Here is a 20444-nt window from a genome sequence, read left to right as displayed (position 1 = left end):
GTCGGAGAGCGACGGTCTGCTGCTGTGGTGGCGGATGGCCGAGAGGTACGGGCCGCGGCTGGGTCCGTTCTACGCGTCCGGCGTGCTGCTCGCCGTCTCCTGCTTGGTCGTACTGGCCCTGGACCCGGCGGCGGGCGTCAAAGTGCTGATCGCCTCCGCGGCGGTCGCGGGGAGCGTGGCGATCGCGTACGGCGGGGACTCCCACCGGCCGACGCGTTTCGCGCCGTCCCTGCCGTTGCGACTCGGCCACCTGCGCCGCCCCCTCCAACACGGCCTGGGCTTCGCCGTCCTGGTGTACGAGCTCCCCGTGCTCTGGGGACAGGACAGCACGTCTTTCTCGGCCGTCACGGACATCGTCGTTCCCACGGCGGCCCTCGTCACCGGCATGGTGCTCGCCCTGTCGCGGTCGACTGCCGAACCCGGCCCCCACCGGCGCGCCGGTGATCTGCGAGCCGACCTGCGGGCGGGGCTCATCGCGTCGGCCGCGGCCACCTGCCTGCTCTTTCTCACCCTGTACGACGTCACGCTGCCCTGGTACGCGTGGGCGGCCCCTGCCGCGGCGATGTTCACCGCGACCATGCTGTCCACCTCCGCCTGGGCCCGCTACCGCATCGCCCACCTGGCCCTCACCTTCGACGGAGACCTGCCCCTCCGTCTCGGCCGCCTGCTGCGCGAAGCCCAGGAGCACGGCCTGCTCACCCCGGCGGACGAATACGGCGCGGGCTGCTACGCGTTCCGCCACCTCCTGGTCCGCGACGCGCTGGTGGCCCAGGGTCCCGACCGCCGGGCGTGCGTCAAAGCCACGGAGCGGTGCTGGGACGAGATCCAGGAAGAGGTCATCGGCCTGCCCGAGTCCGTCGCCTACATCGCCCGCACCTCGGACATCGCCGCGCCGGCCGCCGGGCAGGAGGCGGAGCTCGCGCTGCTCGTGGAGCAGGTCAGGACCGGCAAACTGCGGGATGTGGCCGAAAAGGCCCTCGGCGCGTTCCAGGACTACCGAAAGGCCCGGGAGCGCATGGGAGACGCGATCGGGGTGCCCTGGTGGGCGGGCCCGGCGGCGGCGCGGACGTACGGGACCGCCACGCTGGCAACCGTGGTCATGGTGCTGGGAGCGATCTGCATCGCGGCCGGCGCGAACCTCGGCCTGCTGGCCCTGGGGCTGTGCGGCTCCCTCCCCGTCGCGGCCCGCATGAGGCCCATGCGCAGCGATTCGACGTCCGAGCCGCCGGGCTACTACTTCTCACTCATGTGGCGCTACCTCGGAACCTTGGCGTTCGGCTTCGCGGCGTCCACCGCCCTGGCCCGTTTCGTCCCCAAGCACGCGGCGCCGCTGCTGGCCCTCCTCCTGTCGTGCCTCGGCGTGCTCCTCCTTCTCCTCTGGTTCTACGCCCGCGCCCACCCCGCACGCGTCCGCGCCGCCCTGGCCGACAAGCCGGCCTCCTGGCCCGACCTCCCGCACCTGCGCACCCACCGGGAAGCCGCCCTCCAGGCCCGGCAGGCCTGGCTCAACACCGTCGCCCAGCAAGGCGTCATGCCGGAGATACGCGACCGGCTCACCGCGGGCCCGGACACCGGCACGGAACCCCTCCTCCCCGGCATCGACCCGTCCCGCCTCACCGGCTCCCAACGCTCCGACCAGTTCCTGAGCACCACCGCGGCCGACGAGATCGCCCACCACCTGGGCGCGTTGGAGAGCTTCAACATCGGCCTCAGCGGGCAGCGCGGCGTCGGCAAGTCCACTCTCATGCAGAGGTTCTGCACCCGCGGCCCCCTGTCCGCCGTCGACGAACTCCTCGTCATGGTCCCCGCGCCGACCTCCTACGACCCACGCGAGTTCCTGATCCACATGTTCGCCGAGGTCTGCCGCACCATCACCGGCGAGAACTCCGGCGACGACGGGCGCCCGGGCCACGACCCGGCCCGCCGCCGCGCCCTCAGCCGCGGTATCGGCCCCGTCGCGACCACGGTCACCGGCATCCTCCTGCTGCTCGGCACCCTCCTGTGGCCGCAACTCACCGCGGCGGCCCGGGCCATGACCGGGCAGCTTCGGATGCTGCTGATCATCGGGGCCTGCGTCCTCACCACCACCGGCACCGTCTGGGCACTGGTGCTGTCCGTCCGGGCGAGCGGACCCGTCCTGAGGCGCGGCGGGGTGGAGGCGATGGCCGCCCGGCATCTGCGCACGCTCCACTACCAGTTGACGGTCCAGCGCGGCCGTACCGCCCAGCTCACCCTGCCCGCCGGGGTCCAGGTGTCCGACGCGGGACAGGTCCAGCACACCAGGCAGGTCCTCACGTACCCCGAACTGGTCGCCCGTTTCCGCGACTTCCTCGACCAGGTCACGGGCGAACGGAACCCCCGCCGGCACGTCGTCATCGGGATCGACGAACTCGACAAGCTCGGCAGCCCGCAGGAGGCCGAGCGCTTCCTCAACGATCTCAAGGTCGTCTTCGGGGTCCGGGGCTGCCACTTCCTGGTCGCCGTGTCCGAGGACGCGCTCACCACCTTCGGCCGGCATGTGCTCGACGTGCGCACCGCGTTCGACAGCGCCTTCGACCGCGTGGTCGCCGTCCACCCGCTCGGCCTCGAACAGGCCCGTGAACTGCTGGAACTACGCGGTGTCTGGCTGCCCGACCCCTATCTGTGGCTCTGCCAGGTGCTGTCCGGCGGGCTGCCGCGGGACCTGCTGCGCGCCGTGACGAACCTGGCCACCGAGCGCGCCCTGCGCGGCACGGTGGACATGCGGTCGCTGACCCGCAAGCTGATCGAGGACGACGCGAGGTCCGTCCTGTCCGCGCAGAGCCGGTACGCCGCCACCCTCACCGGCACCGCCGCCCCGGCCGCGGCCCGCTGGATCGCGCAGGCCTCCCAGGCCCCGGTGACGGCGGACGGGTGGGAGGCCCTCCTCCCCGGGGCCCCCACCGACGTCCTGGGCGACTACGACAGCGCCCGCGCCGTGACGCAGGTACGCGCCTATCTCGCCCTGGGCGCCACGCCTCGAACGCGTCCGGCGAGAGGGTGCGGATGCCGTGGGCGGGCTTCTTGGAGTCACGGACGGCGACGCGGAGGACTTATGCCACCGCGCGTTCGTCAGGTCCAGGTGTATGCCCACGAGGCTGGCGTGTTGACCGGCGGCGAAGGGGAGCACCTGGATGCACACCTTGCGGTCGAGGAAGCCCATCAGGTGGGCGAGTTGCTCGCGCATGACCTCGTGGCCACCGATGCCAGGATGCGCTGGCGTTCCATGCGAGCGGCGACCGGCTCATCGAGCTTGTCGGGCATACCAGTTCCGCGGATGTTGGCCATGCAGCCGAGAGCAACCAGATGACTTCGCTCAGGTGGCGGGAATCATGAAACCCGCACGTTCAACTCCCGCACACCTTCCGATAGGGCGCCTCCCGCACGTAAGTCCGCCATTGGACGCGTGTCAGGCCCGAGCCACCCGCCCTCGCGCACACCTGCGCCACGGCCCGCGCCGGATCGACGACGTACCGCTGGAGCGGGACGTTCGCGCTGCCCGCGTACACCGTCGTGCCGTCGGGGCTGAAGGCGAGCGTGTCGATCTGTTCGCCGGGGGTGGTGAGGGGGCTGCCCAGGGGTTGTTGGGTGGCGACGTCCCAGAGCTGGAGGCTGCCCGCGTTGCCGCCGACGGCGAGGGTGCGGCCGTCGGGGCTGAAGGCGAGGGCCGTCACGCCCTCGGGGGTGGTGCCGAGCGGGCCCGGGAAGGTGTTGCGGAGGATGCCCTCGCGGTGCTTCAGCTCCCCGTCCCACAGCGCGACCCGGCCCGTCTGGTCGCCGGCCGCCAGCACCGAACCGTCGGCCGTGAAGCCCAGCGCGCCGATCTCGTCGCCCTGCACCAGGTCGTGCCCGGCGGCCCGCCCGGAGGGCAGTCGGGCCGCCCGGCCCTCGCCGACCAGCAGCCCGGCGTCCGGGCGGACGGCGAAGTGGGTGCCGGCGACACCGGCCAGCACCGCCGTCCGGTGCCGCCGGGCGACGTCCCACACCTCGTCGCTCAGCGAACCGACGTAGGCGGAGCGGACCGCGTACAGACTGCGGCCGTCCTTTCCCAGGCCGAGGTCGAGCACCGCGCCGCCCGGGAGGTTCAGCGGGGTCAGGGCGCGCCGGTGCGGCAGGTCCCAGACCGCGACCGGCTGCTCCCGCACGTCCCGGCCGGGCGCCGAGACGCCGTACGCGAACCGGGTGCCGTCGGAGCTGAACGCCGCCAGTGGGAGCGTGTCGGCGGGGACGACGGGGAGGGTCGGGTCGGCGGAGACGGGGATCGGGAGTTGGGGGAAGGTGTGCAGGAGGCGGCCGTCGGTGGTCGTGCGGAGCTGGAAGGTGTAGTGGCCGGCGGTGCGTCGGGCGGTCGCGTAGGTACGGCCGTCGGGGCTGATGCGGACCTCGTTCAGCGGGGCGGCGCGCCAGTCGGGGGTGACGGCCGCGCGGAGGTCGAGGGTGTGGGCGGTGCCGCCCTCCAGGTAGCGCAGGGTGCGGCCGTCGCGGTCCCAGACCAGGCCGCCGTACAGGTGCTGGTTGTTGAGCTCGTGGCGGAGGACGGGCGCTCCGGAGGAGGCGAGGCGCCACACCCGGATCTCGGAGCGGTCGGCGGTCGCGACGAAGTCGCCGTTCGGGCTTACGGAGGCGTAGAGCACGCCCGGGTCGTAGAGGTCGGCGAGCCTGCGGCCGGTGGCGGTGTCCCAGACGCGGACTCCGGTGGCGGTGGCGGCGGCCAGGCGGCCCGCGCCACCGAGTGCGAGGAACGCGGTGTCCTCGTCGCAGACCCGGTCGTGCTGCCAGGCGCCGGGCAGGGCGCGGTCGGCGGTCGTGTCCCAGAGTTGCGGGGTTCCGCCGGAGGGGCAGAGGGCCACGAACCGGCCGTCCCGGCTCACCTCGGCGATCCCGGTGTCCGGCGACCTGGTCTCGAACAGCACCCGGCCGTCGGTGACCGAGCGCAGCCGTATGTCGGCGCCCTCGGTGGCCAGGAAGGCGCGGCCGTCGCCGGTGAAACGGAGGTCGCCGACGTCCCGCAACAGGCCTGCCCCGCCGGTCCAGTGGCCGGTGGCGGTGTTCCACAGCCGTATGCCGTCGCCCTGGGTCACCGCGAGCACCCGCGCGTCCGGGCCGGCGTCGGTGACCGTGCCCTGCGGGACCTTGCCGGAGCCGACCGGGCGGTGGGTGGTCACGTTCCAGGTGCGCCAGTCGCGGCCGTCGGCGCTGAGCAGGACGCGGCCGGTGTCGGCCAGGGAGCGCCGGGTCCGGTCGCCGGGGGCGGGGTCGGTGAAGGTGTCCGTCTCGGGCTGGGCGAGGGAGCCGAGCAGGGCGCGGCGGGTCTCGGGGAGCTCGGCGACGCGCCAGGCGGCGGCGCCGAGCAGGAGGGCGGTGCGCGGGTCGGTCGTGCGGAGGGCGTCGGCCACGTCGGCGACCCGGCGGGCCGCGTTCTGGGTGCGCTGGGTGCGGTTGTCGTCGTACTCGCGCCAGACGGCGAAGCCGGTGAGCAGGGCGACGGCGAGGACGGCGGAGAGGGAGACGGTGAGGATGCGGTGGCGGCGGCCGGCGCGGGCGGCGGCCCGGCGCTCGGCCGCGCGGGCGTCGAGGGCGGCGGCGAGGAAGGTCCGTTCCGTCACCGTGAGCGCGGTGTCGGTGGCGTGGTCGGGGAACAGTTCCTCGGCGCGGGCGAGCCGGCTGCCCCGGTAGAGGGCGCCGGGGTCGCGGTCGTGCTCCAGCCAGCTGCGGGCGGCCTCGGTCAGGGCGCGGTGGTGGCGCAGCCGCTCGCGGTCCTGCTCGATCCAGCCGTGCAGCCGGGGCCAGCAGCCGATCAGGGCCTCGTGGGCGAGCTGGACGCCCTCCTCGTCGACGGTCAGCAGCCGGGCGGCGGCCAGCCGTTCCACGACGGGCGGTACGTCGGGGTCGGCCCACTCCGCCAGTTCGGCGCGGGTGAGCGGGCGGCGGGTGTCGGGGGTGCCGCGGCCGGGCTCGACCATACGGAGGAGCAGTTGCCGGGCGGCCCGGCGCCCGGCCGCGGTCAGCTCGCCGTACACCTCCTCCGCGGTGGCCGCGATCGCGCCGCGCACCCCGCCCGCCGCCTCGTACGCGGCGAGCGTCAGCATCCGGCCCTTGCGCCGCCGCCAGGTCTCCAGCAGGGCGTGCGAGAGCATCGGCAGGCCGCCGGGCTGGTCGAGGACCTCGTCGACGACGGTGGCGGTCAGCTCCCGCTCGACCAGGTGGCCGACGGCCTGGGCCGGCCGGATCACCGCCTGGCGCAGTTCGTCGGCGGTCATCGGACCGACCAGCAGGCCCGCGCCGCGCAGGGCGTCCGCGAGGCCCCGGTGTTCGCCGCAGCGGGCGTAGAAGTCGGCGCGTACGGCGATCAGCACCCGCAGCCGGCTGTCCGGGTCGCGGGCGGTGAGCAGCAGGTCGATGAAGCGGGCCCGTTCGGCGCGGTCCCGGCACAGGGTGAAGGCCTCCTCGAACTGGTCGACCACCACCCAGGCCTCCGGCTCGTCCTCGGCCGGGGCCAGCAGATGCCCGTAGGTGCTCGCGGGCCGGTCGCCGGGGGTGAGCACGCGCAGCACCGCCGGGCGTCCCCGTGCGGCGATCCCGTGTTGCAGGCCCGGTATGAGACCGGCCCGCAGCAGCGAGGACTTGCCGCTGCCGGACGCCCCGAACAGCACCGCGAAACGGTGGTCGCAGACCAGGTCCTGCAACTCCGCGACGAGTTCGTCCCGGCCGAAGAACAGCTCACGGTCGGCCGGTTCGAAGCGGGCGAGCCCTCGGTACGGGGGAGGTGTGTCCTCGTCCGGCCGGGCCGTGCCACCGGCCTCGGCCTCCGCCTCCTTCCAGCGCGGCACCCACTCCTCGGGGTCGGCGCCGCACGCGTGCGCGTAGCCGCGGACGACGTCGAGGGAGGGCAGCCGCTCACCGGCGGCGGCCTGGGAGAGCGTGGTCGCGGAGAAGCCGGCGGTCTTCGCCATCGTCCGGTACGACGGGCTGCCGGCGTCCTGCCGCAGCGCGCGCAGCTGATGGGCGAGGCGCTGGACGGGTCCGGCCTCGGGGTCAACAGGTCTCTCGGGTCGGCCCACGGGCGCGCCCACCTCCGTCCCACTGGTGGCTTTCACAACGTTCGTAGGCGTCTGAGGTGAAGGAAACCTAACGTCCGGACAAACCCCAGGGAAGGCGGTTATCCGGAATCGACGACTCCGATGACCGAAGTCACATTCCTGTGAACCCCAGTTGATCAATTGGGCAAAAAGCCGTCCCGCGTTCGTAGAAAAGCCTTTCCATCGAACCTCCGGCTTGCCAGTCTCCCGTCGACCCCCGGATGTCATGTCCGGGTCGAGTGGATCGTCGACTGGAGCCCCCCGATGTCCCGAACCAGCACCCTCCGCCTCGCTCGCGCCGCCGCCGTCATGGGCAGCGCCGCCGCCCTCACCGTCGCCCTGCCGTTCAGCGCCTCAGCGGGCGTGCTGCAGAACCTCCCCGAGAACGCGACGACGTACGAGAAGAACTTCGAGCCGCTGTACGACTACGACACGGACAGCTGCTACCCCGCCGCCGCCATCGACCCGGACGGCAACCTCAACGGCGGCCTCAAGCCGACCGGCTCGGTCACCGGCAGCTGCCGCACCGGTCACCTCGACCACGCCAACACCTACTCGCGCACCAAGTGCAACAACGGCTGGTGCGGGACCATCTACGCCAGCTACTTCGAGAAGGACGAGGCCTCCCCGGGCATCGGGCACCGCCACGACTGGGAGTGCATCGTCGTCTGGGTCAAGGAGGGCGACTCCACCCCGTCGTACCTGTCCGCCTCCCAGCACGGCGACTTCGAGACCGAGGCCGTCGCCGACGTGCCGATGGTCAGCCAGCGCGTCCAGGTCGTCTACCAGAAGGACGGCATCAGCACCCACGACTTCCGGTTCGCCAAGTGGGGCGAGACCCCGGAGAACGACGACGCCGCCTGGCACCAGGAGAACCTGCTCACCTGGGAGAACATGGCGTCCAACCTGCGCGACATCCTCAACGCCTCCGACTGGGGCGACGCGAACTTCCCGCTCCAGGACTCCAAGTTCGACGACCACCTGAACAAGGCCCTGCCGAGCGGGATCGGCTTCGACCCGTACGCCTGACCGACCCGGCCGGGGAATTGATCGCCCTGATCAAAGGGGGGTGCGGATCAATTCCCCGGTCGTCAGTCTCGGTGCATGTTCCAGCGAACCAAGTCACACGCCGCCAAGACCACCCTCGTCGCGCTCAGCGCCACCGCACTGGCCGTCGGCCTGGCGGGCAGCGCGAACGCCGCCATCCTGAACCCGCTGCCGCAGAAGGCGGGCACCTTCGAGCTCAAGTACATGCCGGAGTGGGACTACGACTCGGACAGCTGCTTCCCCGCGGCGGCCGTCGACGCGAGCGGGCACCTCAACGGCGGCCTGAAGAACAGCGGGTCGATCACCGGCGGCTGCCGCACGGACCACCTCGGCAAGGCGAACACGTACACCCAGGCCTGGTGCAAGAACGGCTGGTGCGCCTACATCTACGCCCTGTACTTCGAGAAGGACCAGACCCTGAACGGCGCGGACGCCTTCGGCCACCGCAACGACTGGGAGTCCGTCATCGTCTTCCAGAAGCAGGGTGAGGAGCGGCCCCGCTACCTGGCCGCCTCCCGGCACGGCGGCTACAGCACCCACCCGATCAACGAGGTGCCGATGGACGGCAACCACGTCCAGATCGTCTACCACAAGGACGGCGCGAGCACCCACGCCTTCCGCTTCGCCAAGTGGGGCGAGAAGCCGGTGGCCTGGGGCAACGGCGGCTGGGACAAGCCGGCCCCGGTCGACATCCAGCAGATGGCCGACGCACCGCGCAACGCCCTGTGGAACTCCAAGTGGGGCAAGGCGAACTTCCCGCTGACCGGCAACTTCCAGGACAACATCAACAAGGCCCGCCCCGCCGAGGTCCCCGCCTTCTGACCCCGGGCCCCGCAGACCGCGGCCGCCGACGCCCACTCCCCCCTCGCGTCGGCGGCCGCCCCTTTACGTCCAATCCTTTACGTCCGACCGGCGGCCGCTCTGCGTACGCTGCCGGGATGACCTCTGCCGCCGCCCGCACCGCCCTGGACCTCACCGCCGACCTCCCGGTCCCCGGTCTGGAGGACTTCTACCGGGACCTGCACCGCCACCCCGAGCTGTCCCTGCGCGAGCACCGCACCGCCGGGAAGCTGGCCGAGCGGCTCACCAAGGCCGGGTACGAGACCGCCGAGGGCGTCGGCGGCACCGGCGTCGTCGGCGTCCTGCGCAACGGCGACGGCCCGACCGTGCTGCTGCGCGCCGACATGGACGCGCTGCCGGTCGCCGAGGAGACCGGGCTGCCCTACGCCTCCGAGGTGCCCGGGGTGATGCACGCCTGCGGGCACGACATGCATGTGACCTGGCTGGTCGGCGCCGCCGAGGCACTGGCCGCCGGGCGGGCGGCCTGGCACGGCACGCTGCTGGTGGTGGGCCAGCCCGCCGAGGAGACCGGGCGCGGCGCGGCCGCGATGGTCGCCGACGGGCTGTACGAGCGTTTCCCGCGCCCCGACGTGCTGCTCGGCCAGCATGTGGCGCCCGGGCCGGTCGGCCTGTACGCCCACGTACCGGGTCTGATCATGTCGGCCACCACGGACGTCGAGATCGTGGTGCACGGCCGCGGCGGGCACGGCTCGCGCCCGGAGACGACCGTCGACCCGGTGGTGACGGCCGCGTACATCGTCACCCGCCTGCAGACGGTGGTCAGCCGGGAGATCGCGCCGCGCGACTCGGCCGTACTGACCGTCGGCCGGATCGAGGCGGGCACGGCGCCCAACATCATCCCGGCCACCGCCCGTATCTCCCTCAACCTGCGCACCCAGTCGGAGGCGGTACGGGACCGGATGGTCGCCGCGATCCGCCGGATCGCCGAGGGCGAGTGCCGGGCCGCGGACTGTCCGCGCGAGCCGGAGGTGACCCTCGGGGACGCGTTCCCGGTGACGGTGAACGACCCGGAGACCGACGAGCGGATCGCCGCCGTGCACCGCGAGGTGTTCGGCGCCGCGACCGTCTTCGACCCGGGCCCGGCGATGGGCAGCGAGGACTTCTCCCGGCTCGCGGTCGGCGAACTCCCGTACTCCTACTGGTTCGTGACCTCCACCTCCCCCGAGACCTGGGACGCGGCCCCCGGCACCGACCTGATGGAGAAGTTCCTGGCCGTCCCCAGCAACCACAGCCCCCACTTCGCCCCGGACCTGACGACGGTGGCACCGGGGGTACGGACGCTGGTGTCGGGGGCGCTGGCTTATCTGGTCTAGGGGCGGTGCGGGTTCGGATGGGCCGGTCCTGGACCGTGTGGCACTGGGCCAGTTCGCGGACACCTGGTGTCCTTGACGTCCGCGACGCTTCCTAAGCTCATCGGGTGAACAACTACAAGTGCACCTATTGCGGCACCGTCGGCCTGATGGACGGCTTCATCGAGGACGCCGGCGAGCACTCGCGCGGGTATGCGCGCTGGATCGAGGGCGCGTTGGAGCGAGGGCCCTTCGGAGGCGCCAAGCGGCTGGGCCGGCCCCGGCGGCAGATAGACGCCTTCCGCTGTCCCAAGTGCGGGCATCTGGAGCTGTTCGCCACCGGTGAGGTGTAGCCCGCCCTTCATCGTCCCGGGCGCGCATGCCGAGTCTCACACCTGCGTCTGCAACTGCCGCAACTGCCGCCGCACATGGTCCAGCGCACCCTGCCGACGCCCTGGCACCCGAGCCCGCAGCTCGGCCAGCCGGTTCCCGGTCTCCCGGGCGGCCTCGGGGTCCCTGATCCGCCCCCACTGGTGATGGGCCCGGTCCACGGCGGCCTCGACGGCGGGCGCGTCCACGGCCTGCCCCGCGGCCAGCCGAGCCGCGGCGACGCCGAGCCAGGTCCGGCAGCTGCGCACGGGGTCACCGGCGAACATCGCGAGATCGGCGCGGACTTCGGCCCAGTGCAGCGCCTGTTCGGAGCCGACGCCGTGGGTCCGGAGGGCGGTTTGTTCGTGCCTGGCGGCGATCGCGTCGGCATCGGGATGGCGACCCGATTGGACGGCGGCGGAGATAACGGCGTGAGGGTCGGCTTCCTGTTCTTTCAGCCCGTCTGGGGGTGCCCCCTCTGGGGGAGTTTGAGGACGAGGCCCTCCGGGCCGATAGGGGGGTCTGGGGGCGGAGCCCCCAGGGACACCGGCCCCGACACCACCCGCGGACAGCAACAGGTCCGCATACCCGTCCGCCCCCACCCTCCCCAACGCCTGCTGATGAAGGTCAACCGGATGCGGCCGCAGCCCACTCCGCAGAATCGTCGCGACCGCCTTCATATACGTCGGCACAGCCACCGCCCGTCTCCCCGACCGCGGCGGCGCGATCCGACCGTAGACCGCGTTGTTGTACCCGGAGTCGAGCCGATTCGCCCGCAACCACTCCCAGCTCTCCGTATCGGCATGCAGGTCGAGGAAGAGCGTCGTGGCCCCCACCGGCCGCAGCCGGAACTCCTCCCGGATCCACTGCCAGGGCAACCCCGTGTAGCGGACCGTCGCCGGCGTGGTCCGGGCCAGCGCGAGATGCGGCAGCCGCTGCCGCCGGTCGAGCTGCAACTGCCCAGTGACGAAAAGGGTCAGCGGTCCCGGAGCAACCGCCGCCGCCCGCAGGCGAGTCAGTACCGCCTGCGGTTCGAGCGGATCGGCGAGTTCGACGACGTTGGCCGTGTCCGTGCCGGACAGCACGGACGGCGGGACCGCGGCGAGGACGGGAAGGACGGACGCCGCGTCGACCATGCACCCCTTGCCCGCCGGCGCGGCGGCCAGCAGCAGCACGGTTCCGCTCATCGTTCCCTCCCCAGCCCCCGTCGATCACTTACGTCAGCACCGTAACCGCTGCGGCTGCAAAGGTGGGCCTCAGGACCGCAAACGCCCGTTTCGGCCCAACTCACCGGGAGCGCGCCGGCGTACCGCGAAGACGGTCGTGTCGTCGGCGAGCCGCCCGGCGCAGTGCCGCAGCGTGCGGTCCCGGACGTACGCGACCAGGCGCCGGGGTGCGGCGACCCGCGGCTCCGCCGCGACCGCGCGGGCCAGGTCCTCGGCGAGCGGATAGAACTCCCCGTCGCCGTCCCGGGCTTCGGTCACGCCGTCGGTGGTGAGCAGCAGCGTCTCGCCGGGCGCGAGCGGCACGCGGTGCACGGGCGGCGGGCCCTCGCCGGCGAGTTCGCCGAGGCCGAGCGGGAGGCCGTCGCCGGGCGGGAGTTGACGTACACCTTCGGGAGCGACGACGAGCGGAGGGTCGTGGCCGAACAGGACGACGTCCACCGCGGAGTCGTCGTCCTGCGGGAAGCCGATCAGCGCCGCCGTGGCGAAGCGGTCGCCGTCCTCGCGGCCCAGCGCGGTGGTGTGGAGCCGGTGCCGCAGCATCCGTACCTCCAGGCGGTCGGCGACCGTCGCGAGGTCGGCCTCGTGGTAGCCGGCCTCGCGGAAGGTGCCGAGCAGGGCCGCGGCCGCCTCGACCGCGCCGAGGCCCTTGCCCTGGACGTCGCCGACGAGGACGCGGGTGCCGTGCGGGCCGGGCTGGATGTCGTAGAAGTCGCCGCCGACACGGGCCTCGACGTCGGAGGGGAGGTAGACGGCGGCGTGTTCGAGGCCGCCCCAGTCCGGCGGGAGTGGACGCAGCACGGTACGGCGGGTGGTCTCGGCGACGTCCCGCATGTGCAGCATCCGGCGCTCGCCGCGGACCCGGACCGAGCAGGCCAGGATCGACAGGATGCCGCCGACGGCGACGAGGATGAAGTCGGGCAGGCCGGTCTGGTACTGGTGCGGCCAGGCGTGGTCGGCGACGACGTACGTCACCAGCGCGAGCACCGCGAAGACCGCCGTGCCCCACACCCCGCAGATCGCGGCGGCGATACCGGGCACCAGCACGATCCAGGAGATGATCCGGAACTCGCCGGTGGTGTTGAAGTCGACGTAGGTGATGCACAGGAGCAGCAGGAAGGGCGGCACCCAGGCGACGCTGCGCCCGCGTACCCGCAGCAGCTGGTGCCGCTGGAGGGCGTCCTCGTGTCCGGCCCGCGGCAACCGGTCGAGCGCCCCGCGCCGCCCCCGGCCGCCCGCAACCCACGCCCGCTCACCGCCCCAGCGAAACACGCCCCCGTACCCCCCGCATCCGGGCGTGGCCGCGCCGAATCACCCCTTCCGCCGACTTGCCATGGCCCTCCCCCAGGTGTGCTCTGGAAGGCGGGGGCGAGGAGAGAGAGGAGTCCTCTCATGGCTCAAGCGGCACCCGCGCACGGCGGCATGATGGCGAAGGTCAGGTCGAACCGGGCCGCCCGGCCCACCCGTACGCCCGACCTGTTCGACGACCGGGTCCACACGGTCGGGCGGTACGGCATTCCCGTCGTCCTCGGTCTCGTCTACGGCTTCTGGGCGGCCGCCAACCGCCGCGGCGGCGGTGAGATCACCGGCTGGAACATCCTGTTCGGCTTCGTCACCGCGATCGCGTTCATCGTGCTGTGCATCGCCGTCGCGACCTTCGCGCCGCTGCTCAAGCGCGAACTGCACTCGTTGGTGAAGTCCGGCTTCGCGGGCGCCGCGGTCGGGTTCCTGTACAGCCAGACCGGCGAGTCGATCTACCGGTCGGTGGCCCTGGGCGTGGCCGTCACGGCGGGCGTCTTCCTGGTGTTCTTCTACCGCTACTACACCCGCGAGGACGCCGCCGGAAACCGCGTCCGCTGAGCGCGCGGGCGGACGGAGCACGGGCGGACAGGTGTACGGCCCCGGCGGGCTGCCGGGGCCGTACACCCCCCTGTGTTTCCCTTCCCTCACCAACCCGGCAGCCAGTTCCACGCCCCTGACGAGGATCCGGCCGCGCTCCAGCTCCACGAGCCCGAGGCGCTCCAGGAGCCGGAACCCGAGGCGGCCCAGGAGCCGTCCCAGTTCGGGTCGTTCCAGTTGGCGTTGGACCAGTTGCCGTCCCGCCACTGCGGACACGGGTCCGCGCAGGTGGGCACCCACTGTCCGCCGGTGTCCACGAAGGCGGCGCTCGCCCAGCCCTGGGCGCCGACGAGCCAGTACCAGTACGGGTTGCCGTTGACGCTCTGCCCCTGGACCATGCACTGGACGCGGTCCTGACTGCCCGGCGAGAGCTGGTCGACGACGGGTGAGTTGACGGTGGGTCCCGACCGGACGTTGAGTGCGGTGCGGGAGACGATGGTGCCCCAGATCGGACTCCCGGATCCGCCGCCTCCATGACCGTCGACTGTTGTCGGCGTGGTGGCGGCCGCCGCCGTCCCCGCAGCCGCGGCGAACAGCGTGCCGCCGGCAAGCAGGGTCGCGGCCAGGGTCCGCAGGGCCGGAGTGGTGCGCATTGATCGGCCTCCTTCTCCCCAGCACCATGAGACACCCGTTCGGGTGAAGCCTCCACCGGAGAGCGGAGTGCCCAGTTCCGCCAAGGTCCCGGGCCCCGTCCCCGGACCGGCCCCCGTTCGGCTTGTCGTATGCGCCCATATGCAGTCAAACGAGTCGCGCAGCCCGCCCCCACGCCCTTGCCTGAAAGGGTGCCCACACGCCTCAGGAGCGTCCTGTCGGCCGCTCTGATCGCCCTCGCCTGCCTCCTCGCGCCCTGCGGCGCGCTCGCGGCCTGGGCGGCGTACGGGCTCGCCGACACGGGCCGGTACGTCACCGCCATGCAGCCGCTGGCCGCCGATCCCGCCGTACGCGACGCGGTCGCGGACACCGTCGGCGCCGGGATCATGGACGAGGTCGGCCGGCGGGCCGACGTCCGTCCCGTGCGCGGCAGCGTGCGCCCCTTCGTGCACGACGCGGTGCGGTCCTTCACCCGCACCGAGGCCTTCCGGCTGGCCTGGGACGCCGGCAACCGGGCCCTCGCCGACGCCGTGCTGCACGCCCTGCGCGACGAGCGCGAGCATGAGGTGACCGTCGACCTCGCGCCGGTCACCGCCCAGGTCAAGCGCCGACTCGCGGACGACCACGTGCCGTTGGCGGCCCGTATCCCGGTCGAGCACACCGCGGTCTCCGTCGTCCCGGCCCAGGACCTGGACCGGCTCCGGAAAGGGTTCCACGTGCTGGAAGTCGCCGGTTTCTGGCTCCCGCTGTCGGCCGTGGTCCTCGCGGTCGCCGGCATCGCGGTCGCCGCCTGCCGCCGCCGCGCGGTCACCGCGACCGGCCTCGGTACGGCGCTGGGCGGCGCCCTGCTCGGCCTCGCGGTGGCGATCGGCCGCCGCCTCACCCTGGACGACCTGCCGGAAGCGGCCCGCCGCCCGGCCGCGGGCGCCATCTACGACGCCCTGACCGAGACCCTCCGCCAGGCCTCCTGGCTGCTGGTCGCCCTCGGCCTGGCGGTGGCGGCCGGCGCCTGGCTGAGCCGCTACGTCCGGCTGCCCGGCCGGGCTCCCGCGCCGGCGCCGCTCAGGGCGGATCCACAGGCTTCTGACCTGAACATGACCGTCACGTCACCGGGTGATCCATCAGGAGTCACCCGTTCCACTCCCGGGGCCAGCAGCGTGGGATGACGACGGCCGCGGTACGGAACCCGCGGCTGCCGTACCCCCGAGGAGCCCGCAGCCCATGATGCGCCTGACCCCCCGCCGCGCCGCCGCGGCCGTCGTCACCGGCCTCGCCCTGTCGCTCGCCACCGCCATGACCGCGCAGGCCGCCACCGTCACCGAGGCCCAGTGGCTGTCCGACGTGGCCGCCGTGACCACGCCCGCGCAGTCCTACATCGACGGCCGCGTCGCCGCCAACACCTCCGGCGCCAAGCCGGCGATCGTGCTGGACATCGACAACACCGCCCTGGAGTCCTACTTCGAGGGCACCAGCACCGACACCCCCGCCACCCCGCCGGTGCTCGCCCTCGCCCAGGACGCGCACGCCGAGGGCGTCAGCGTGTTCTTCATCAGCGCCCGCAGCAACCTGTTCAACTCGATCACCAAGTCGAACCTGACGTCGGTCGGTTACCCGGTCGACGGCCTGTACGCGCGGACGGTCGCGCAGCTGCTGACCCAGTCGATCCAGACGTTCAAGACCAACTCGCGCAAGGCGATCGAGGCGGACGGCTACGACATCATCGCCAACATCGGCAACAACACGACCGACCTGGCGGGCGGTTACGCCGACACCACCTACAAGCTGCCGGACTACGACGGCCTGCTCGACTGAGCTCGGGCGATCGCAGCGAGCGTCCGCAGTGCCCGCGCCAGTTCGGGCACTGCGGCCGACGCGAGCCCGAGCCGTACGGCGTCCGGCGTGCGGTGCGGGTCCACTGCGAAGGCCCGCCCCGGGGTGACGGCGATCCCGTGCGCGGCCGCGGCGGCCGTGAAGGTGTCCGCCCGCCACGGCGCGGGCAGCTCCCACCAGGCGAAGTAGGCCCGCGGATCGCACCGCACCCGAAACCCGCCGAGACACTCGGCCACGAGCCGCTGCCGCGCGCCCGCGTCCGCCCTCTTGGCCTCGACCAGCCGCTCCACCGTCCCGTCCTCGATCCACCGCACCCCCGCCTCCAGCGCGAACCGCCCCGCGTTCCACCCCCCGGAGCGCACGGCCTCCGCCACCACCTCCGCCCGCCGCTCGGGTACGACGAGCATCCCGACCGTGAGCCCCGGCGCGACCCGCTTGGAGAGCCCGTCGACGACATGGGTGAGGTGCGGGACGAGGGCGGCCAGGGGATCCCGGCCTGAGTCGTCGAGAAAGGACCAGATGCGGTCCTCGACGACGGGCAGATTCAACTCGCGGACGATTACGGCAAGTTGGGCCCGCCGCTCGGCCGTCGTACTCACCGACGTCGGATTGTGCAGGGTCGGCTGGACGTACAGCGCGGACAGCCGCGCGCCACGGACGCTCTCCGGCCGTAGCCCCTCCTCGTCCGTCTCCAGCGGAACGAGGGTGATCCCCAGCCGGGCGGCGATCTCCTTCACCAGCGGATACGTCAGCGCCTCGACACCGACCCGGCCTCCCGGCCGTACCAGCGACGCGAGGGTGGCGGCGATGGCCTGGCGTGCGTTGCCGGTGAAGAGGAGCTGCCCGGGGGCGGGCCGCCAGCCCGGGGTGGCGAGGAGACCGGCGGCGGCCTCGCGGGCGGGCGCGGTGCCGGTGGCGGGGCGCAGGGCCTCGGTCAGCACGTCGGGCCGGAGGAGCGGCGCGAGGGCCGGGGCGAGGAGCTCGGACTGGCCGGGCGCTGACGGATAGTTGAGCTCCATGTTCACGGCGGCCACGGCACCCGACGACGCCGGAACGCCCACCACGCCGCCCGCCGCCGCGCCGCTCGTCACCCCGCCGCTCGTCGCCTCGGTGAGCGCCCGTCCCACCGGCCCTCCCTCCGCGGCCCGCACGAAGGTCCCCCGGCCGACCTCGCCCACCACCAGCCCGCGCCGCACGAGCTCGCCGTAGGCCCGTTCGGCCGTCGAGGCGGCGATGCCGTGCCGGCGGGCGAACTTCCTTTGCGGCGGCAGCCGTTCGCCGGGCCGGAGGCGGCCCGCGGTGATGTCGGCGGCTATGCGGTCGGCGATGCGCCGGTAGTCGTACGGCATGAGGACCCCGTCCGTGGATTGCACCGAGGGCAAAGATCTTATTGCACCGAGGAGTTGACCCGACCTAGGGTCGAATCCATGGCAGCAGCAGTCCCGTTGGTCCTGATCCACGGCCACCCCTTCGACCACACGATGTGGGGTCCCCAACTGGCGGCGTTCTCCGCCTCCCGCCGGGTCATCGCCCCCGACCTGCGCGGTTACGGCACCAGCCCGGCCGCCGTCACACACTTCGAAGAGTTCGCGCAGGACGTGGCGGCCCTGCTGGACGAGCACGGAGTGGAGGCCTGCGTACTGGCCGGCCTCTCCATGGGCGGGCAGATCGCGATGGACTTCTACCGTCAGTTCCCCGGCCGCGTCCGGGGCCTGGTCCTCGCGGACACGTTCCCGGCGCCGGAGACTCCCGAGGGCGTCCGCACCCGCCACGCCATGGCCGACCGCCTCCTCCGGGAGGGCATGCGGGGGTACGCCGACGAGGTACTGGAGAAAATGGTGGCGCCGTACGCGCCCCCCGAGGTGAAGTCCCACGTCCACCGCATGATGACGAACACCCGCCCCGAGTCCGCCGCGGCGGCCCTCCGCGCCCGCGCGGCCCGCCCCGACTACCGCGCCCTGCTGACGACCGTCACGGTCCCGACACTGGTCGTGGTGGGCGCCGACGACACGTACACGCCGGTGACGGACGCGGAGGCGATGCGCGCGGCGCTGCCGGATTCGACGCTGCGGGTGATCGAGGGGGCGGCCCATCTGCCGAATCTGGAGCGGCCGGGGGAGTTCAACGAGGTGCTGGACGAGTTTATGGCGCGCGTGGAGATACGCCCGTAATGTCTTGTCGGTGACGACACAGCCCGTCTGGGGGTCCCCCCTCCGGGGGAGATCGAGGACGAGGCCCGTGCAGGGACGAAGCGGGGGTCCGGGGGCCGCAGGTCCCCGGCGTTTCGGTGCCTGGGTCGCCGGGCTGCTGCTGGTCTGCGTGAGTGTCGTCGTCGGGTGCCGGGTCGGGGACACCGATGGGATCACTCCCGTGCCTCAGGTCCTCGCCTTCCTGCCCTGGCTGCTGGCGCCCGCCGGGCTCGCACTCGCACTCGCCCTGCTCGCCCGCTGGCGCCTCGGCATCGTGTGGTCGCTTGCCGTGCTCGCGCTGCTGGCGTGGTTCATCGAGCCGTACGGGAAGACGGACGAGCCCGGGGGGACGCCGGTCGCCGAGGTCAGGGTGCTTGCCTCGAACGTCGAGTTCGGGCGGGGGACGGGGGCGCTCGTGCCGGTCGTCCGGGCGCGGAAGCCGGACATCGTGTTCGTGGAGGAGTGCGAGTACACCTGTCAGAGCACGCTGCGGCGGGAGTTCGGGAGTCGGTACCCGTATCGGCAGGCCGTGGTGGCCGGGGGTTCGGAGGGGTCGGTCATCCTCAGCCGGTTTCCGCTGAAGGCCACCGCCGGGGTGGACGGGACCATGGGCATGCCCGGTGCCGTCGCCGACGTGCGCGGCCATGACGTACGGCTCCAGCTCGCGCATCCGATGCCCCCGCTGCCCGGGCAGGTCGGCGTGTGGAAGAGGGAGCTGGGGCGGCTCCGGGAAGTCGCCGACGCCACCCGCACGCCCCTGATCCTCGCCGGGGACTTCAACGCCTCCCAGGACCACGCCGCCTTCCGCCGCATCCTCGACACCGGGGTGCGCGACGCGGCCCGGCTCGCGGGGCACGACCGTACGCCGAGCTGGCCGGCCCGGCTCACGCCGACGTTCGGGGCGCAGATCGACCACGTGCTCGTGTCGAAGGACTTCTCGGCGAGCAGCGCCCGCTTCCTGCGGCTGGCCGACACCGACCACCGGGCCCTCGTCGTGGACATCACGCTTCACCAGCGCTGATGCCCGGGACCTGCAACCCCAGCGGGCCACTCCGATCAACCGGGCCGCCGTGGCCTCCGTGTCGGGGCTGCTCCTGCTGCTCGCGCTGCTCGCCTGGCCACTCAGGTCCGGGGTGCCGGAGCGGGCCGCGGTCGCGGGCACCTACCGCACGATCGCCGCGCTGATGGCGGCCTGCGGGAACGACGCGTACGACGCCGCCCGCCGCCCTCGATGCGGCCGCCCTGTGCAGGAGGGCGGCCGCATCCGGTGGGGGGCGGGTCAGCTCTTGGTGAGGGCCTTGTCGAGCGCCGCCTGGAAGCCGTTGGCCCACAACTGGTTCACGCGGGCCCGCTCGTTGGCGTCCGGCTGGGAGTTGGTGCAGGACGGGCCGGGCCCGCCGCCGGACATCAGCTCGCTGCACGGGCCCTCGTAGTGGTCCGGCAGACCGAGGACGTGCCCGGTCTCGTGGGCGGTCACGCGGGTGGAGTCGTACTCCTGGTTCTGCGCGTAGTCCAGGAAGACGTACCCGCTGCCGTGACCGTCGGTCGAGGCGTACGAGCCGCGCGAGTCGTTGCCCTCGCGGTAGCTGAAGTCGGCGTTGGAGCCCGACTGGAGCTTCACGTTCGACACGGCGCTGTTCCAGATCTGGGCGCTGCGCGCTATCTGGGCGCTGAACGTGGGGGCACGGGACGCGTCGTAGACCACGGTGACGGCGGCGGCGCTGTTCGGGTGGGCGGCGCGCTTCTCGGCGACGGACTTCAGGACCGCCTGGAAGAACGCCTGGTCGGCCTTGGCCTCGGCGGCCGAGCCGGTGTAGCCGGAGTACGCGGTGGGGGCGGCGGCGGCCGGAACCGCCGTACCCAGACCGAAGACCGCGAGACTCAGGCCGGCCGCGGCCGCCGCACGGGACATGGAAACGGACATGGAACTGGACATGCGCATCGAGGACTCCTGGGTGGGGGGTGAGTCGTCGATGCGAGTGTCGGCGCCCGTGGGGCGGCTGTGATGATGGCAACCGGCGATAGCGCGGCCGTATCACCGCGGCCGTT

At 72.9% G+C, this 20444-nt stretch carries 16 protein-coding genes; 9 read left to right on the top strand and 7 right to left on the bottom strand.

From position 1 onward, the window contains the following. Positions 1-2611: 2611 nt before the first annotated feature. Positions 2612-3181 carry a hypothetical protein gene (locus tag ACQEWB_RS25075; protein WP_432843995.1) on the bottom strand — a complete coding sequence of 190 codons (570 nt, stop codon included), beginning with the start codon at positions 3179-3181 and terminating at the stop codon, positions 2612-2614. A gap of 184 nt (positions 3182-3365) precedes the next feature. After that, the gene (locus ACQEWB_RS25070) at positions 3366-7079 is read right to left on the bottom strand and encodes a hypothetical protein (protein WP_432834625.1); all 3714 of its coding nucleotides are present in this window, start codon (positions 7077-7079) and stop codon (positions 3366-3368) included. 282 nt (positions 7080-7361) lie between these two features. On the opposite strand from ACQEWB_RS25070, the gene ACQEWB_RS25065 reads away from it, so the two are divergent. From ACQEWB_RS25065 to ACQEWB_RS25050, 4 genes are all read left to right on the top strand, one after another. Continuing rightward, positions 7362-8126, top strand: a complete 765-nt coding sequence (locus ACQEWB_RS25065) for an NPP1 family protein (RefSeq protein WP_432834623.1) — start codon at positions 7362-7364, stop codon at positions 8124-8126. A gap of 75 nt (positions 8127-8201) precedes the next feature. Further along, complete coding sequence (locus ACQEWB_RS25060; RefSeq protein WP_432834621.1) at positions 8202-8966, top strand: NPP1 family protein; 765 nt, start codon at positions 8202-8204, stop codon at positions 8964-8966. A gap of 116 nt (positions 8967-9082) precedes the next feature. Then, positions 9083-10318, top strand: coding sequence for an amidohydrolase (locus ACQEWB_RS25055; protein ID WP_432834619.1), 1236 nt, complete (start codon positions 9083-9085; stop codon positions 10316-10318). 104 nt (positions 10319-10422) lie between these two features. Further along, positions 10423-10647: a hypothetical protein gene (locus ACQEWB_RS25050; RefSeq protein WP_432834617.1), complete on the top strand. Its 225-nt coding sequence runs from the start codon at positions 10423-10425 to the stop codon at positions 10645-10647. A gap of 36 nt (positions 10648-10683) precedes the next feature. Here the strand turns inward: ACQEWB_RS25050 and ACQEWB_RS25045 are convergent, their stop codons facing one another. Both ACQEWB_RS25045 and ACQEWB_RS25040 read right to left on the bottom strand, forming a co-directional pair. Continuing rightward, entirely contained in the window at positions 10684-11850 is a 1167-nt protein-coding gene (locus ACQEWB_RS25045) for a hypothetical protein (protein WP_432834615.1), read from the bottom strand. A 69-nt stretch (positions 11851-11919) separates the two neighbouring features. Then, entirely contained in the window at positions 11920-13158 is a 1239-nt protein-coding gene (locus ACQEWB_RS25040; RefSeq protein WP_432834613.1) for a PP2C family protein-serine/threonine phosphatase, read from the bottom strand. 120 nt (positions 13159-13278) lie between these two features. Between ACQEWB_RS25040 and ACQEWB_RS25035 the strand changes: the two genes are divergently transcribed. After that, on the top strand, positions 13279-13746 hold the full coding sequence (locus ACQEWB_RS25035) for a hypothetical protein (protein WP_432834611.1): 468 nt from the start codon (positions 13279-13281) through the stop codon (positions 13744-13746). A gap of 86 nt (positions 13747-13832) precedes the next feature. On the opposite strand, the gene ACQEWB_RS25030 is transcribed toward ACQEWB_RS25035, so the two are convergent. Beyond that, on the bottom strand, positions 13833-14378 hold the full coding sequence (locus ACQEWB_RS25030; protein WP_432834609.1) for an SH3 domain-containing protein: 546 nt from the start codon (positions 14376-14378) through the stop codon (positions 13833-13835). A gap of 189 nt (positions 14379-14567) precedes the next feature. On the opposite strand from ACQEWB_RS25030, the gene ACQEWB_RS25025 reads away from it, so the two are divergent. Together ACQEWB_RS25025 and ACQEWB_RS25020 are read left to right on the top strand one after the other, a co-directional pair. Next, positions 14568-15542, top strand: a complete 975-nt coding sequence (locus ACQEWB_RS25025; RefSeq protein ID WP_432834608.1) for a hypothetical protein — start codon at positions 14568-14570, stop codon at positions 15540-15542. A gap of 55 nt (positions 15543-15597) precedes the next feature. Next, on the top strand, positions 15598-16188 hold the full coding sequence (locus tag ACQEWB_RS25020) for an HAD family acid phosphatase (RefSeq protein ID WP_432834607.1): 591 nt from the start codon (positions 15598-15600) through the stop codon (positions 16186-16188). Here the strand turns inward: ACQEWB_RS25020 and ACQEWB_RS25015 are convergent. Continuing rightward, a complete protein-coding gene (locus ACQEWB_RS25015) occupies positions 16167-17555 on the bottom strand; it encodes a PLP-dependent aminotransferase family protein (protein ID WP_432843993.1) in 1389 nt (462 codons plus the stop codon). The two genes, ACQEWB_RS25020 and ACQEWB_RS25015, sit on opposite strands and share 22 nt — an antisense overlap. 78 nt (positions 17556-17633) lie before the next feature. On the opposite strand from ACQEWB_RS25015, the gene ACQEWB_RS25010 reads away from it, so the two are divergent. Then, entirely contained in the window at positions 17634-18377 is a 744-nt protein-coding gene (locus tag ACQEWB_RS25010; RefSeq protein WP_432834606.1) for an alpha/beta fold hydrolase, read from the top strand. Between the two features lie 67 nt (positions 18378-18444). Then, positions 18445-19416, top strand: coding sequence for an endonuclease/exonuclease/phosphatase family protein (locus ACQEWB_RS25005; protein WP_432834605.1), 972 nt, complete (start codon positions 18445-18447; stop codon positions 19414-19416). A gap of 258 nt (positions 19417-19674) precedes the next feature. Here the strand turns inward: ACQEWB_RS25005 and snpA are convergent, their stop codons facing one another. Continuing rightward, positions 19675-20337 (bottom strand): snapalysin, encoded by a 663-nt coding sequence (snpA, locus tag ACQEWB_RS25000; RefSeq protein ID WP_432834603.1) that lies wholly within the window; start codon positions 20335-20337, stop codon positions 19675-19677. Positions 20338-20444 lie beyond the last annotated feature (107 nt).

The organism is Streptomyces sp. CA-249302 (assembly GCF_050936785.1).
GTDB lineage: Bacteria > Actinomycetota > Actinomycetes > Streptomycetales > Streptomycetaceae > Streptomyces.
The sequence above is the reverse complement of the archived record's forward strand: the minus strand, read 5'-3'. Positions and strand labels throughout refer to the sequence as shown.

Excerpts from the sequence above, each read along its gene's own strand:
- ACQEWB_RS25010 (WP_432834606.1), top strand. The coding sequence starts at position 17,634 with ATGGCAGCAGCAGTCCCGTTGGTCCTGATCCACGGCCACCCCTTCGAC.
- ACQEWB_RS25015 (WP_432843993.1), bottom strand. The coding sequence starts at position 17,555 with ATGCCGTACGACTACCGGCGCATCGCCGACCGCATAGCCGCCGACATC.
- snpA (WP_432834603.1), bottom strand. The coding sequence starts at position 20,337 with ATGCGCATGTCCAGTTCCATGTCCGTTTCCATGTCCCGTGCGGCGGCC.
- ACQEWB_RS25020 (WP_432834607.1), top strand. The coding sequence starts at position 15,598 with ATGATGCGCCTGACCCCCCGCCGCGCCGCCGCGGCCGTCGTCACCGGC.
- ACQEWB_RS25065 (WP_432834623.1), top strand. The coding sequence starts at position 7,362 with ATGTCCCGAACCAGCACCCTCCGCCTCGCTCGCGCCGCCGCCGTCATG.
- ACQEWB_RS25035 (WP_432834611.1), top strand. The coding sequence starts at position 13,279 with ATGGCTCAAGCGGCACCCGCGCACGGCGGCATGATGGCGAAGGTCAGG.
- ACQEWB_RS25030 (WP_432834609.1), bottom strand. The coding sequence starts at position 14,378 with ATGCGCACCACTCCGGCCCTGCGGACCCTGGCCGCGACCCTGCTTGCC.
- ACQEWB_RS25075 (WP_432843995.1), bottom strand. The coding sequence starts at position 3,181 with ATGGGCTTCCTCGACCGCAAGGTGTGCATCCAGGTGCTCCCCTTCGCC.
- ACQEWB_RS25060 (WP_432834621.1), top strand. The coding sequence starts at position 8,202 with ATGTTCCAGCGAACCAAGTCACACGCCGCCAAGACCACCCTCGTCGCG.
- ACQEWB_RS25045 (WP_432834615.1), bottom strand. The coding sequence starts at position 11,850 with ATGAGCGGAACCGTGCTGCTGCTGGCCGCCGCGCCGGCGGGCAAGGGG.
- ACQEWB_RS25055 (WP_432834619.1), top strand. The coding sequence starts at position 9,083 with ATGACCTCTGCCGCCGCCCGCACCGCCCTGGACCTCACCGCCGACCTC.